This window comes from Mucilaginibacter pankratovii, assembly GCF_014773265.1.
Taxonomy (GTDB): Bacteria; Bacteroidota; Bacteroidia; order Sphingobacteriales; family Sphingobacteriaceae; genus Mucilaginibacter; species Mucilaginibacter pankratovii.
Genome location: NZ_JACWMY010000009.1, coordinates 295,491 through 309,291 on the forward strand (window position 1 = coordinate 295,491; position 13,801 = coordinate 309,291).

General features: G+C 42.9%; 11 protein-coding genes. 6 read left to right on the forward strand and 5 right to left on the reverse strand.

Annotation, left to right across the window (positions count from 1 at the left end):
* Positions 1–23: 23 nt before the first annotated feature.
* Positions 24–3,104 carry an NACHT domain-containing protein gene (locus tag IDJ77_RS18390; protein ID WP_191190444.1) on the reverse strand — a complete coding sequence of 1,027 codons (3,081 nt, stop codon included), beginning with the start codon at positions 3,102–3,104 and terminating at the stop codon, positions 24–26.
* A 457-nt stretch (positions 3,105–3,561) separates the two neighbouring features.
* On the opposite strand from IDJ77_RS18390, the gene IDJ77_RS18395 reads away from it, so the two are divergent.
* The 5 genes from IDJ77_RS18395 to IDJ77_RS18415 all read left to right on the forward strand — a co-directional run bounded on the left by IDJ77_RS18395 (position 3,562) and on the right by IDJ77_RS18415 (position 8,462).
* Positions 3,562–4,035, forward strand: a complete 474-nt coding sequence (locus IDJ77_RS18395; protein ID WP_191190445.1) for a ribonuclease H-like YkuK family protein — start codon at positions 3,562–3,564, stop codon at positions 4,033–4,035.
* Between the two features lie 114 nt (positions 4,036–4,149).
* Positions 4,150–4,989 carry a sulfurtransferase gene (locus IDJ77_RS18400; protein ID WP_191190446.1) on the forward strand — a complete coding sequence of 280 codons (840 nt, stop codon included), beginning with the start codon at positions 4,150–4,152 and terminating at the stop codon, positions 4,987–4,989.
* A 49-nt stretch (positions 4,990–5,038) separates the two neighbouring features.
* Complete coding sequence (locus IDJ77_RS18405; RefSeq protein ID WP_191190447.1) at positions 5,039–5,512, forward strand: SRPBCC family protein; 474 nt, start codon at positions 5,039–5,041, stop codon at positions 5,510–5,512.
* Between the two features lie 418 nt (positions 5,513–5,930).
* Positions 5,931–6,956 (forward strand): hypothetical protein, encoded by a 1,026-nt coding sequence (locus tag IDJ77_RS18410; RefSeq protein WP_191190448.1) that lies wholly within the window; start codon positions 5,931–5,933, stop codon positions 6,954–6,956.
* A 39-nt stretch (positions 6,957–6,995) separates the two neighbouring features.
* Positions 6,996–8,462, forward strand: a complete 1,467-nt coding sequence (locus IDJ77_RS18415; protein WP_191190449.1) for an MBOAT family O-acyltransferase — start codon at positions 6,996–6,998, stop codon at positions 8,460–8,462.
* A gap of 99 nt (positions 8,463–8,561) precedes the next feature.
* Here IDJ77_RS18415 and IDJ77_RS18420 read toward each other — a convergent pair whose 3' ends face one another.
* The 4 genes from IDJ77_RS18420 to IDJ77_RS18435 form a co-directional block, all read right to left on the reverse strand.
* Complete coding sequence (locus IDJ77_RS18420) at positions 8,562–9,407, reverse strand: hypothetical protein (protein WP_191190450.1); 846 nt, start codon at positions 9,405–9,407, stop codon at positions 8,562–8,564.
* A gap of 12 nt (positions 9,408–9,419) precedes the next feature.
* Positions 9,420–10,757, reverse strand: coding sequence for an acetylxylan esterase (locus IDJ77_RS18425; protein ID WP_191190451.1), 1,338 nt, complete (start codon positions 10,755–10,757; stop codon positions 9,420–9,422).
* Between the two features lie 32 nt (positions 10,758–10,789).
* Positions 10,790–12,004 (reverse strand): acyltransferase family protein, encoded by a 1,215-nt coding sequence (locus IDJ77_RS18430; RefSeq protein ID WP_191190452.1) that lies wholly within the window; start codon positions 12,002–12,004, stop codon positions 10,790–10,792.
* Between the two features lie 280 nt (positions 12,005–12,284).
* A complete protein-coding gene (locus IDJ77_RS18435; RefSeq protein ID WP_191190453.1) occupies positions 12,285–13,244 on the reverse strand; it encodes a TIGR01212 family radical SAM protein in 960 nt (319 codons plus the stop codon).
* Positions 13,245–13,369: 125 nt separating this feature from the next.
* Here IDJ77_RS18435 and IDJ77_RS18440 point away from each other — a divergent pair, with 125 nt between their 5' ends.
* The gene (locus IDJ77_RS18440) at positions 13,370–13,711 is read left to right on the forward strand and encodes a hypothetical protein (RefSeq protein ID WP_191190454.1); all 342 of its coding nucleotides are present in this window, start codon (positions 13,370–13,372) and stop codon (positions 13,709–13,711) included.
* Positions 13,712–13,801: the final 90 nt, after the last annotated feature.

Here is a 13,801-nt window from a genome sequence, read left to right on the forward strand (position 1 = left end):
AAATCGTTGTCGGATGTTTCTCATTATTCCAAGAATCGATCAAAGTTTATTGTGGATTGATCAGTATCGTTTAAATTGGTATTTACGTAATTTACAAATAGTTCAAAAGATTTAGATGTTTTTTTTGAGAGTGCCTGTGAACTTTTTATTTTTTTTAGCTTAGTTAAAATATCTTTCTGACTCCATTCTACTTTAGCAAGAATCCCCAGATATAAACTAGTGACTTCGCTGGAATTATCAGCTGATTTAAGAAACCTCTCATTTATGATATCCTTTACTTTAGGGTATTTAAGCATAAGATCAATATTAATATCAGGCGTTAAAATGAATCCTAATGCCCACGTTGCCATTGAGTTAATACTGAGAGGCGTCGAGTCAATCCATTTTGGAAAAATTAATTTGAACAACTCATCGCGGAATTCGTCTAGAATAAATCCAGCTTCCCCCATCCATGCAATTGCCCAACAAGTTGAAAGGACATAATGCTTATCATCGGTTTTAAGGAATGAAATTAGTTTTTCGAAAATATCTCTATCTGGTTTGAATTTTTTTCTATCTAATCCACGGGTAACTATTTCCCAACTTATTGTCATCACTCCTAAAATACCCATGCAATTGACATGTTTATCTTCATTAAGTAACTGTTTTTTTAATTCTAATTGAATATCCCCTTCTTTTAGATTATTGTCGTACAAAAAGAATTCAGATATTATAGAAGCTAAATTTATCGCATAGTGTTCATCATATTTTTCGAAAAACAATTGGATGATTTTGGCACGAAATGGATCATTGAATTTGGAATTTAAAATCACTTCGGTTATCTCTGTGCCTGAATGTCCAACACTTTTTGCATGCCATTCTATAGCTTCGTCTAATAACTGTGGACCTATTTGAATCTCATTTGCGATACAGTTCCCCAATAAATTAAATCCTAACACTTTTTCTTGTTCATTAGCGAAAACAAGTTTTTTTGCCTCGTCAATTAGTAGCTCGATCAAATCCTTTGAGTCTCGTTCCAGTAATACTGCGGTAATAGGTATAACTTCTTTCCAATATTGATTATTTAAATTGGGGCGTATAATATCAATTTTGTTTTTGTAGGAATCGGAACTTGGAAGATATTTTTTTACTATTGCCTTTGCTGTTAAATACTCTTGAAAACTAAGATGCAAGAATTCATAAATTTGTAAGAGACAACCTTGCTGGTCTCTTTGATGTCCAGACAATATTAATAAACTGCTTCGTGACTCAACTCTCTTGATAAAATCTGCAGGGCTGATTTTTGTGTAACCCAGAATTTCCGGCATTTGTTTCCGACACTCGATTAAACAATTTTTCAATTGTTCGTCGGTGATGGTTTGTTGCCCATTTTTAGTCATCCAATATGCTATAAAAGCTAATTGAGGCTCTGCTTCTTCAATGTCAAGTTGATCATGACCCTCTACGTTCCAAGTTACCAGCAGTAGTTTAATCATTTCTTGATATAGCACTGTTCTTTTAGTGGGTAAATATCCAGCCCAGCGCCTAACAAATAATAACGTTGTTAATAAAAGGGGATTTTCAGCCAATACCTTTATTCGACTATCGTTAACAATTAGATTGGCAATTTTAATTGCCTCATGAATTGTGTTATTCGAGTCGTCAATGATAGCTTTGTGCCACTTAAGTGTTAATTCTTTGATTTCTATTTCGGCGAGATTGCACACCTTATATTTTTCGCAATATTTAACTAAAATTCCTGCTACTGCTCTGAAGCCTGCTTCTCGTGATGTAACTATTATATTTATTTGGGGGTATGTAGCAATAAAGGTCCTCAATTGATTTACGAAGGATATTCGATTTCGATCTTCAGAGATTTCGTCTAATCCATCTATCAATAAAAGTGCGGTTCCATTTTGAAGCGCGTGTGAAACAATTATTGAAAATGGATTTCGACAATCATTGATCTCAGCTCGTATGGGAATATTTTGTATTATATCGATAATCCCATTGTTTACTTGTTCCCCCAATTCTCTGCAGCGAATGAAAATTGGAAACCAGTTATAGTTAGGAAGATCGTCATCAATATATGGCCTTCGCTCAGGAAACGCATAGGCTATTGCAATTCTTTTAATTAATGTCGATTTTCCGCCTCCAGGTTTGGCAAGAATAGCTACTTTTTGGTTATTGCTTAATATAGATCCGATAGAGAGTTGATTTTCGGATTCAGTAGCATTGCCGGTAATATCTTTTATTTGAGCTAACTGGATTGGGACAAATATACTTTCTAATTTAACTTTGACAGAACCAGCTTCTTTATCTGTTGGTAAGCCTTCAAATTGAATCTCACCACATTCGTTTTCTAAATATTTATAATATTTTTGTTTAGTTTCCTCCATGGAGGTGTTCGTGGAGGCCACTCCTTCCGGCTGAAGTACTCGTTGTAACCCGTTGAGTAAGCCATTGTTGTTTCTATCCAATGAAATTAATTCACTAGATAACTGGTCAATCAATGGTCTTCCATCGGCATGGACAAATGCAAAATGAGAGCATGTTTGTCCTCTGTTTTCAGAGTAATATATAACCCAAACCCATCCTTTTTCATAAGCAAATAAATCCAAATTAGGGAATAGTTCTAGATTTTCTTTTCTAATTGGAATAGCTGAAATTGCTTTTTCAATCGGTACTACAACGCGACCGTGAATTAGCTCGTCAACAATTTTTTCAGGGCCTAAAAGGATAAGTCTGGTGTTATCAAATCCCAGCTCTTGCTCAATAGCTGTTTCTTTAAAGCCAGATAAAGAAGCAAAATAGCCAATGGGTGAAAATGACTTATGAAGTTTACTTTTCTTAATTTTTTTCTTCTCGGCGTCGAGAACTCCTATGAATTTATTTATATCGCTGCCTCCAATAGTTTCTTTTGTTGCTTTACATTCAGCTATAGCGACTTTGTTTTCTGTTCTATGAAAGGCCTGAATGTCAATTTCTCGACCAGATTGGTGAATATTTAGCCGTGGTTCATCGTAGCCAAGCGAATGGAATACGTCACTCATTAGGCGACCAAATAAATCTCCTTTTTTATTATTATCTTTTTCAAGTATTTCAATATTTCGAAATTTTGTCATGGTTTAGGTACTGGTTATATTTGAATTACCGGTTTTGAAATTCTTTCGTCAAAATACCTATTTCAATTCGTATTTACAATTGTGCTGTAGTTATATCACCCGCGTTAGGGATAGCAGTGAAAACCCCGGAATGTAGCGCCGCTTCTATCAGCGGCGCGGAATGAGGAGTTGCAACGTAGAGCCCGGGCCGCAGGCAACGCCCATATTACGGAAGTTGTTCTTATCTCATATCTGAACCATTGCAGTGTAAAGTCGGGCCGCAAATCATTACCTGTATTCCACCTCCCCACCAATGAACTAATGAATAAGTGAACCAATAAACCTCCCCTAACTTGTTAATATTCAGTAAAATGTTAACAAATAAATCACACGGTTATAACGTTTAAGCAATAGTTAATCGCTTATTTTTATAGACCGTAAAAAGGTCAGTACTAAAAATCATCTAAAAAATATTTTTATGGCCTGGAAAAAATTTAGCGGAGAGATCATTCAAACCCCCATTTTAGAAGAAGTAGAAGCCGCCATTGAGCGCGAAACCAACCTTGGCAATAAACTAAAAGTTTGCATTGGTACAGATTCGCAGGTAAAAGGGTCGGTTACTGATTTTGCCACGGTTATCGTTTTCATCCGCGAAGGGCGCGGAGCCTTTATGTTCATCCACCAGGAGCGTACTTCCCAAAAAATGAGCATCAAGGAGCGGATGCTAAACGAGGTGCAAAAATCTATCGACATTGCCTACAAACTATGCGACCTGCTGGACCTGTACGAGGTAGAGCTGGAGGTACACGCCGACATTAACACCAACCCCATGTTTAAAAGCAACCAGGCCCTTCACGAGGCAATGGGCTATATCCTCAGCATGGGTTTCGTATTCAAAGCCAAGCCGGAAGCGTTTGCCAGCTCGTGCTGTGCCAATAAGATGGTACAATAAAGAAGGTAAAAGGTTTAAAGGTTAAAGCTGAAAGGTAAGATACGCCGACCTTTTACCTTTCGCCTTTTACCTCTCACCTCTAAAAGCTATATTTGGGCTACAAATACATAGCCTATGTCGCCACTTATTCAAATTACCGATCCTCATATACTGGATGGCTCTGCCATATTAATAGATGTACGCGGCGGTGCCGATGCACACGCACGCTACCTTGCCGGGCACCTGCCTAATGCTGTTTTTGCCGGGCTGGATGCAGATTTGGCCAGCCACCCAGCCGATGCTGCCATTGGCGGTCGCCACCCTTTACCTGCTTTAGAAGGTTTTGCCGAAACACTGGCCCGCTGGGGTGTTACGCCCGGTAGCCATGTAATAGTTTACGATGATAAGGCCGCGGCTATGGGCGGAGCACGCCTTTGGTGGATGCTGCGCTCGATAGGGCACACGAATGTGCAGGTGATAAACGGCGGTTTAAAAGCCGCTACCGATGCCGGGATCCAACTGGCTACAGATGAATATCAAAACACTGCCGTAGCACCATATCCGGTTGCTGCCGAATACGCCAATACAGTTGATATAGAAGAAGTAAAGAAGGCTGCAAAGGACGAAAACCGTGTAGTAATAGATGTACGCGAGGGCGTACGCTACCAGGGTATTACCGAACCGCTGGACCTGGTTGCAGGACACATACCCGGGGCGGTGAATTTGTTTTACAGTACCAGCATGTCGCCGGAGGGGAAGTACCTTACCTCCCAGGCTCTGACTACGCTGTATAAGGATACCATAGGCGACGTAAAGCCCGAGAATGTGGTAGTTCATTGCGGATCGGGTGTTACGGCCTGCCACACGTTGCTGGGCATGGAGCATGCAGGGATAACCGGGCCTAAGCTGTATGTAGGCTCATGGAGCGAATGGAGCCGAAACGATTTGCCTATTGGTACAGGAATGGATAAATAAGTTTACATTGGTACGAGGATATACTAAAATATAATACGTTAATTGCAGTGTGAAAACATACGTATTAAAACTTAAGCAGAATTTACCAATAACGTTGGATGAGGCATGGGATTTTTTCTCCTCGCCGCATAACCTGGCCAAAATTACACCGCCCGAAATGAACTTTATAGTAACCAGCGATTATAACGGCGACGCAAAAATGTATCCCGGGATGATCATCACCTATAAGGTATCACCTTTATTGGGTATTAAACTCAACTGGATGACGGAGATAACGCATGTGGAGGAAGGTAAATACTTTGTAGATGAGCAGCGCTTTGGTCCCTATGCTTTGTGGCATCATCAGCACCATTTTAAAGCCATCCCCGGCGGCGTAGAGATGACCGACCTGCTGCACTACGCCATACCTTTCGGCGTAATTGGGCAGCTAACCAATGCTGTGTTAGTGCGCAAAAAAATAAAAAAGGTGTTTGAATTCCGGGTAGAAGCGGTTGAAAAAATATTTGGTAAATACACCGGATAACCTTCTTATTTATTGCAATAATATTTGAACAGGCTGCATTATTTGCGGCCTGTTTTGTTTTATGGCCCGCTGATCAGGGAAATCGCTTTTAGATTTTTTACAGGCTTATTTAGTAATGATTCGTTTAAAATTACACGTGTTCGGGCTTGTTCGGGCTGTTCGCGCAGTACGTCGAACGCGAACAAGCCTGAACAAGCGATCTCCCTGCTCCCGGCTGATGCCCCTGCAAATCAGTAACATTTTTTTTACAATCCCTGTAACGAATTTTATTTCTTGTAAGTCTACTCCCACTACAATGGCCATTGGAGAATATTAAACTATAATTAAAATATGCTTAATATTTTATATTGAAAAACTAAATAGCTAACTTACAATAGTTTATGTGTTAGTTATTTTTAATTAATTAACTTATAATAAAATGAAATTAAACCTACCTGTAAAATCACTACTACTTGCGCTGGCACTTACAGTAAGTGCAGCCGTATGCTGGGAGCTATACCTTCGCAGCAAGGGCATTGAGCCCGATTTTGATGACAGCCCCGAATTATGGGCAAACGCGCGTGCTATGGCCTACGAGCCGGCAGATAAAGCAACGGTTTTTATCGGCTCATCGCGTATTAAGTATGATCTGGATATCCCCACCTGGGAGAGCAAAACCAACACCCGTGCCGTACAGCTGGCCATGGTGGGTTCATCGCCGCGGTCGATACTTGCCGATTTAGCCAACGATCCGCTCTTTAAAGGCAGATTAGTGGTAGATGTTACCGAAGTATTATTTTTTAACAATGCCCCCTACGTATTGGCATCTCCGGAAGAAGGCATAAACTACTACAAAAAACGCACACCTGCGCAAACAGCCAGCTTCGCCGTTGATAAATACCTCGAGGCCAACCTGGTGTTGCTCGACCGGGATTTTTACTCGGTAAATGGCTTGCTTAATCATCTTTACGTTCCTAACCGAATGGGCGTATATGCAGGATTAGATTTTCCTGTTGGTTTTGGTTTCACCAGTTACAACAGGCAAACAAAAATGACTGCTTCTTTTTTGGCGGACACTAATCGCGTAAACCAGGTGCGCGGTATATGGGGCATGCTTGCTAAAGAGAATACTGCCCCACCAATGGGTGGCAAAGAGTTAGACAGCTTTTTTGCTGCTGTTAAGCAAGATGTAAATAAAATAAAAGCAAGAGGGGGCGAAGTGGTGTTTTTACGCACGCCGTCAAGCGGCCCCTTTTTTATGGGCGAAAGCATGGGCTACCCGCGCGCCAAATATTGGGACAGGCTGCTAACAACAACAGGCTGTAAAGGCATTTATTTTAAGGATTACCCGACACTTGCCAACCTGGTATGCCCGGAATTTTCTCACCTAACCCCAGACGGTGCAGTTGTATACACCAACGGTATGATTGCCGCCTTAAAGCAGCAAACCAACTGGAAATTATAATCACACAATTCAAAATATTAAATCTACACCTATCTCATCATGGTTTTTAACTCCTATACCTTTGTAGTATTTTTTAGCTTAATGCTGCTGCTACATAACCTTCCTTTACCCTGGAAGGTAAAAAAAATTAACCTGCTGCTTGCCAGCTACATATTTTACGCCGCCTGGAACCCACCTTTTATATTGCTGCTTTGGCTATCAACCGTGGTAGACTTTTTTGTGGGCCGCGCCTTATATACCCAACAAAATAAGATAAAACGGCACGCGCTGCTGGTGGTTAGCCTTGTGGGCAATCTGGGTATGCTGTGCTTCTTTAAATACGGCAACTTCTTTTTAGAGAATTTTGTATCGCTTTGCAATGTGCTGGGCTTTGATTATCATCCGGCGCAGCCAAGCATTATTTTACCTGCCGGGATCTCGTTTTACACGTTTACCACGCTTTGCTACACCATAGATATGTACAAGCGCGAAAGCAAGCCGGTAAAATCGCTGTTGGATTTTTCGCTTTTCGTTACGTTTTTCCCGCATTTGGTGGCCGGGCCCATTGTACGCCCGCCGCAATTAGTGCCGCAGTTTGAGAGTGAGCGCAAAGCCACTAAGCAACAACTGCTGGATGGTTTGCTGCTGTTAACCCTCGGTATTTTTATGAAGGTAACACTGGCCGATAATATGCTGGCCGCAACCGCCGATGCTGTATTTGGCGCACATGCACCCTTGGGTTCACTGGATGCCTGGGCCGGCGTGCTGGCATTCTCCGGTCAGATCTTTTTCGATTTCGCGGGTTATTCTACAGCAGCCATTGGCGTTGCCATGTGCCTGGGCTTTATATTGCCGCAAAATTTTGCATACCCCTATGCTGCTATCGGTTTTTCCGATTTCTGGCGCAGGTGGCACATCACGCTTTCATCATGGCTGCGCGATTACCTGTACATTCCGCTGGGCGGTAACCGTAAAGGGCAATTCCGTACCTATATCAATTTGATGATCACGATGCTGATAGGCGGCCTTTGGCACGGCGCCAACTGGACGTTTGTAGTGTGGGGCGGCCTGCACGGGTTATTCCTTTGGATAGAAAAAGCCCTGCAGGATAGCCGCCGCAAGGCAACAAATTTATCCCCGGAGGATACTGTAGTGGCCACCGCCTCGGTTATCCCGGGAGTTAAGATCAAGGAGAACTTCCTGAAAGCATTACTTACGTTTTTTATGGTTTGTATTACCTGGGTGTTTTTCCGTTCGGCTACGTTTGGCGGTGCATGGGGGCTGTTAAATGCGATGTTTGCCGGTACGCCGGGTGCAACACCGCTGTTAACCAGCATTGCCATTATTAAGGTAGCGGTTGTTATAACCCTGATGCTGGTATTCCACTGGACGATGCGCAAAACTACTGTGCTAAAAACTGCGGGTAAACTGCCATGGTGGGGTGTGGCGCTGGCCTGGTCGTTCATGCTGGTGATGATCATCCTCAGCCAGGAATCGGGCAAATCATTTATCTACTTCCAGTTCTAAAGCGATAACAGCTTTTAGCAAAACAGGCCGCAAAAAATTGCGGCCTGTTTGCTAATTTATAAATCAGTGTAATCAATCTTTGATCGGTGTAATCCCAAGCTATATTTTCAATACTGCCTGCAAAGCACCACCATATCCAACACCGGCATTTCGGCCCATAAAGGTGTAAAACCCACTGGCGAAAAGCGATATGCGGCGTGTAAAGGTATGCCCCACATTTACAGCCCCTTTGGTGAAGGCGAAATCGCGGTTTACGCTCAAGTTTTGGCTGAAGGATTTGTTGGAACTGGATGAATTTTGCCCGCCTATTTCAAAGCTTACCTGGTTCTTCTTATTAATAGGCACGCCCAGCAAAGCCGAGTACAGGATAACATTTGGCCCCTGGGTATCAAAGTAGCGGCGGTAACCTGCCTCTACGTTAAAATAGCATCCCTTTAGAAAGTTTTTATTAAAGCTGCCCGTGTACATAAATTTTACTTCGGAACCAAAAACGCCGTAACCAAGGTCGAGCAGTTGGTCATCGTGTTTATAAAGTGGTGCAATACCCGATACCTGTACCGAGAAGTAAGCTTTGTAATCAAAATTAACAAGCGCGTAGCTTAGGCCTGCCTGGATATCGCCAAAACCAAAGCTTTGCTGGTAGGTGGTACCTGCAGCGGTGGTGTACTGGCTGTTTTGATCGGGAGCAAGCACGTTCACGATCAGATCTAACCGGCGGGTGATACCGTAGCCAACATACAGGCCGTAAGCATAGCTGGTGAACGAGCTGTTGCCTGCCGGCTTTACTTTTTTGCCGCTGGAGTTATATACATCCTTAGAAGTGTAATAGTTAAAGGATGGCACCACAATATTGCGGTACTTGCCAATGGGCCAGCCTGCAAAGGCCTGCTGCCGGGCCGAGCCGATGATAACCAGCAATAAACAAATTATGTAAATTCTTTTCATAGGTATAGGGTGTTACGGCATCCTGAAATCTTCCTTCAGCCAGTAGTATTGAAATGTAAAGTATGTAAAGTTAACCTCGTGCGCTTTATCTGCAACTACAAAATATTCGTTGCTGGTGTTGGCAAACTTGTTAAACATGCCAAAGCTGCATCGCGGCGGGCAAAATTCATCTAAAAGGCCTATGCCCATCAGTACTTTGCATTTTACTTTGTCGGCAAAGTTTTGCGGGTCGTAGTAATCCCAAACAGCAAGCAGTTTTTCTTTAGTAAAGCCGGCGTGTTTTTTAATATACTCATGAAAAACAAGCGTTGGCCAGGTGTCAACCGGGTACGAACTGCCGATGGCGTACGAATCGTGCATATCTGCGTACAGCGGCACCTGGAAAGTGCAAAGCTTTACCCGCTTATCCATAGCGGCCACAAACACGGCAAGCGAACCGCCCTGGCTGCCACCCTCTACCACTATCTTTTCGGGGTTCAGGCGAAGTTTTGATGCACTGGCGGCAATAAAATCTACGCCGCGCAGGCAATCCATATAAACGCCGCGGTAAATGTATTTATCACGGCTTTCTATATTCACTAAATTGTATTGCTTGTAATCGGGCGCTATTACATCACGGCTGTTGCCGTTGCCACGTACGTTTATGGTAAATACCGCGAAATCCTCCTTGTCATAATCGGGCTTCATATCGATGGTGTAGCCGGGAACACGATATAATACAGGATAGTTTTTGCCGCCTTTCGGCACGGTAAGCCAGCCACGAATGGTAATGCCTTCCCAGGATTTCATCTCGCAGAGGTAAACCACTTTTTCCTTAGTGGATCTCTTCTTGTCCTCGGTAAACTTAAACTCGGGCTTAATGCTTTTTAAGGTATCGATGGTCCCCTTCCAAAATGCGTCGAAATCGGCTGGTTTGTGCAGGGTGGTCTTTATTTTTTCGGGATCGATGCCGAACACGCGTTTCACCGTATCATCATAAGTGGTAAGGTTAAACATAAAGTGCACGCGGTAAAAACCAGGGATGCGCTTTGGCAGGAGAACACTGTACGTTTCTGACGAGTTTTTGATAAGGTGCACCGGCATGCTATTGGTTGATAGCTGCCTGAAATCGTCGCTCAGTACATTATAGGTAAGCTTGCCGTCCTGGTTACCCTTGTAGGTGCTTTTTACCTTCAGCTTAAACTCAATGTAATCATCGCCCTTAAATAAGGCGTTTTTAGAGCTGGGCTTCACCTCTATAAACACTTCACCTTCTTCCTCTTTATCGTCCTGCGCGAAGGCGCTATAGCAGCCTGCCAGGATGATGCTTACGGTAACAACATAAAATTTAAACCCTCGTAGTAATTGCATTTTTATTTGTTCTCTTTTTTTAAGGCCTTGTTTTATACGGATACTGCGCGCTTTTTGTTCTTGATCAAAAAATCGGACTGCCTGATGTAATGATTCAGCGGTTCTTCTATGAGTTTAAACAACAAAATAGATGCCCCGTTGAGTATGATAAAAGCGTACAGTACATTTAAATTATCGTATTGAAAAGGCGAGTTCCAGTCGACGCCCCATTTATCGTAAAGTTCGAAAACCCAATCGTTTAGCCAGTTAAAGCTGAAATGCAGGCCATCGTACATCCAGCCTAAATGAATGAGATAAAAAATATACGAGCTTTTGCCCAGTAGCTCCACAAATTTATTTGATAATATTTTTTTCAGGAGGGAGGTCTCGGTAAGCAGGCCATAAAAGAACAAGGCAATACTTATAGATAGCAGATAGTTGTTGGTGATAATGCCCAGCGGATGGTGAAGCCCTGCAATTTCGCCTTTAGGGATAGGCAATGTGCTCATAAACCATACACAGGCAAATATCAGCACAAAACCCAGGTAGGTGAGCTTTTGCTTGCTGCTGCCGTCCATTTTTTTCTTACGAACAATAAGCGCCAGTTGGATGCCTACAAAAAACTCAAAGCAGCGCCCCAAAAAGGTGTACAGCATCATAAAGGTAAAATTGCCGAAGAAACCGTACCAGTTAACATTGCGGAAAATGAGCACCAGCAGTGCGCCGATACCTGTTATGATGATAGGCTGGATATAGAATTTTTTGTAGCGCTGCGCGAAGTAGAAAATGAAGGGTGCCGAAAAGTAAAAGCATTCCTCCACGGTTAGGCTCCAGCCCTGGGCAATACCGGTGAATTTTAACTGATCGAAAAAGCCGCGTACAAACGTGATATGCATCAGGAATAAACCAATGGGGCTTGCGAAACCGTTGGTCACCTTTTCATCGTGCGTAAAATAGAAGGAAACGAAAGCCGCCATGGTAAGCAAAAAATACATGGGATAGATGCGCGCAACCCGATTTTTAAGGTATTGTTTAAACCAACCGCTGCTTAACTCAAAGCTATCGAAATACCGGAAAGCAATTAAAAAACCCGAAAGCGTGAAGAAGATTGTTACCCCGATGTGGAATTCGCTAAGAAAACGTTGCACAGCATGGGGAAAGTTCTCATCAAACGCATAAGCGTAATGAGATATAAAAACGAGGTATGCAGCCAATGCCCGCACGCCTGTAAGGGCAGGAATATAGTTAAGTAAAGGTTTTTGCGCCAAAACGGATCAGTTTTTTCGTCCCTAAAGATAATTTATATATTGGAGGATGTGCAATATTTGAGCCAACGGTTAACGTTATTCCTAAAACGTAGAGTGGTTTCCAGCGCAAAAAACAAACTTTGTCATTTCGAGGGAAGCGCAGCGACGAGAAATCTTGTTAGATATGCAAATCCGCTATGCAGGACAAATACGCATAGTGGCGAGCTATGCATGGACAACAAGATTTCTCCCTCGTACCTCGGTTCGAAATGACAATCTGGTTTATGGTTGGACGAAAGCTCTATAATGCGCTCCCCTGCACCACGCCTTTACTCAAGATCTTTTGATCGATGTAGTATTGGATCTCGCTTTTCTTTAATCCCCAGTTTGGCGCTATAAGGAGCTCGCGGTCACTGAGGCCAAAGAGGCGCTGAATAATGATATCCGGGCGAACGCGGGGCAATAGCTCGCATAAAAACTCGGCGTACTCGTCCAGCCCGAAAAGCTTGAATGGTTCGCGTTTGTATTTTACGCCCATTACGCTGCCTTCCACAATATGCAGGTGGTGGAATTTTACAAATTTTATCTGGGGGTGGCGGTTTATCTCGTCGGCATATTTCAGCATCATCTCGTGGCTCTCCCAGGGGAAACCGAAGATGGTATGCACACAAACGTCCAACTTGGTGTTCTCGGTCAATTTCAGCGCCTTCAACAATTCATCATGGCTACAACCGCGATTGATCTGGTTAAGCGTTTCATCATAAATGCTTTCCATACCCATCTCCAGGTCAACATCAAACCTGTCGGTATAGCTTTCCAGCAGGGCTATCTTTTCGGCGTCGATGCAATCCGGACGGGTACCTACGCTAAGGCCAACAATATCCTCGGTACCGTAGCTGAGCGCCTCGTCGTACATCATTTTTAAATAATGGGTGGGGGCATAAGTATTGGTATTGGGCTGAAAATAGATGATGAATTTATCGGCCTTGTTTCCATTACGGGCGCGTTCCATACCCTGCATCACCTGCTCGCGCACGGTAGGGGCATTGCGGCTAACCGATGGCGTGAACGAATCTACATTGCAATAAGTGCAGCCGCCGTAGCCTTTGCTGCCATCGCGATTGGGGCAGGTAAAGCCGCCGTCAACGATAACCTTAAACACACGGTGCCCTTTATACTTCTCCTTAAGCCAGGGGCCATAATTGTTATAGCCCTTCTCCCACCGGGACTCCACCGATTTTATTTCTGATACTGATTGCATTAGTGCAAAGATACTAATTTATAGGCACACCCATTTTTGGCGTGTATTTAACCGCTTATTTTACAAGGCGCTGTTTATTTAAAAAGGAAATTGTATTTTAGGACGGAAACCAACCTTTATCACAAATGAAACAAATTTTACTTGTTGCTGCGCTTTGTTTATGTTTATTCGCCTGTAAAAAAAGTAACCCGGAACCAGAATCAAACACACCTGCAAGTATTGTAGGTAACTGGCGTATGATAACCCACCAGGCCAGCGTTTATGATAATTCAAATAAGTTTTTAGGTTTAGAAGACCTTTACCTGGAAAATATAAGTTTTACTGCAGACGGTAAGTTAATTGAGACCGACATACTTGGCAATACCTACACATCTAAGTATGCCGTAAAAGAGCAGGGCGGGAAAAACTACCTGTTTTTAAGCGCCACAGACGGTGGATATACCATAGCCGTTAACTTAAGGGATTAAATATATCATCAACAATCTGAAAAGCCGCTTTTTTGCCTTTTTTGGGTTCAATAAGCAAATGTTTTATAATGGGAAAGATGAATAATTCGC

Excerpts from the sequence above, each read along its gene's own strand:
- IDJ77_RS18400 (WP_191190446.1), top strand. The coding sequence starts at position 4,150 with ATGTCGCCACTTATTCAAATTACCGATCCTCATATACTGGATGGCTCT.
- IDJ77_RS18420 (WP_191190450.1), bottom strand. The coding sequence starts at position 9,407 with ATGAAAAGAATTTACATAATTTGTTTATTGCTGGTTATCATCGGCTCG.
- IDJ77_RS18425 (WP_191190451.1), bottom strand. The coding sequence starts at position 10,757 with ATGCAATTACTACGAGGGTTTAAATTTTATGTTGTTACCGTAAGCATC.
- IDJ77_RS18435 (WP_191190453.1), bottom strand. The coding sequence starts at position 13,244 with ATGCAATCAGTATCAGAAATAAAATCGGTGGAGTCCCGGTGGGAGAAG.
- IDJ77_RS18415 (WP_191190449.1), top strand. The coding sequence starts at position 6,996 with ATGGTTTTTAACTCCTATACCTTTGTAGTATTTTTTAGCTTAATGCTG.
- IDJ77_RS18395 (WP_191190445.1), top strand. The coding sequence starts at position 3,562 with ATGGCCTGGAAAAAATTTAGCGGAGAGATCATTCAAACCCCCATTTTA.
- IDJ77_RS18440 (WP_191190454.1), top strand. The coding sequence starts at position 13,370 with ATGAAACAAATTTTACTTGTTGCTGCGCTTTGTTTATGTTTATTCGCC.
- IDJ77_RS18390 (WP_191190444.1), bottom strand. The coding sequence starts at position 3,104 with ATGACAAAATTTCGAAATATTGAAATACTTGAAAAAGATAATAATAAA.
- IDJ77_RS18410 (WP_191190448.1), top strand. The coding sequence starts at position 5,931 with ATGAAATTAAACCTACCTGTAAAATCACTACTACTTGCGCTGGCACTT.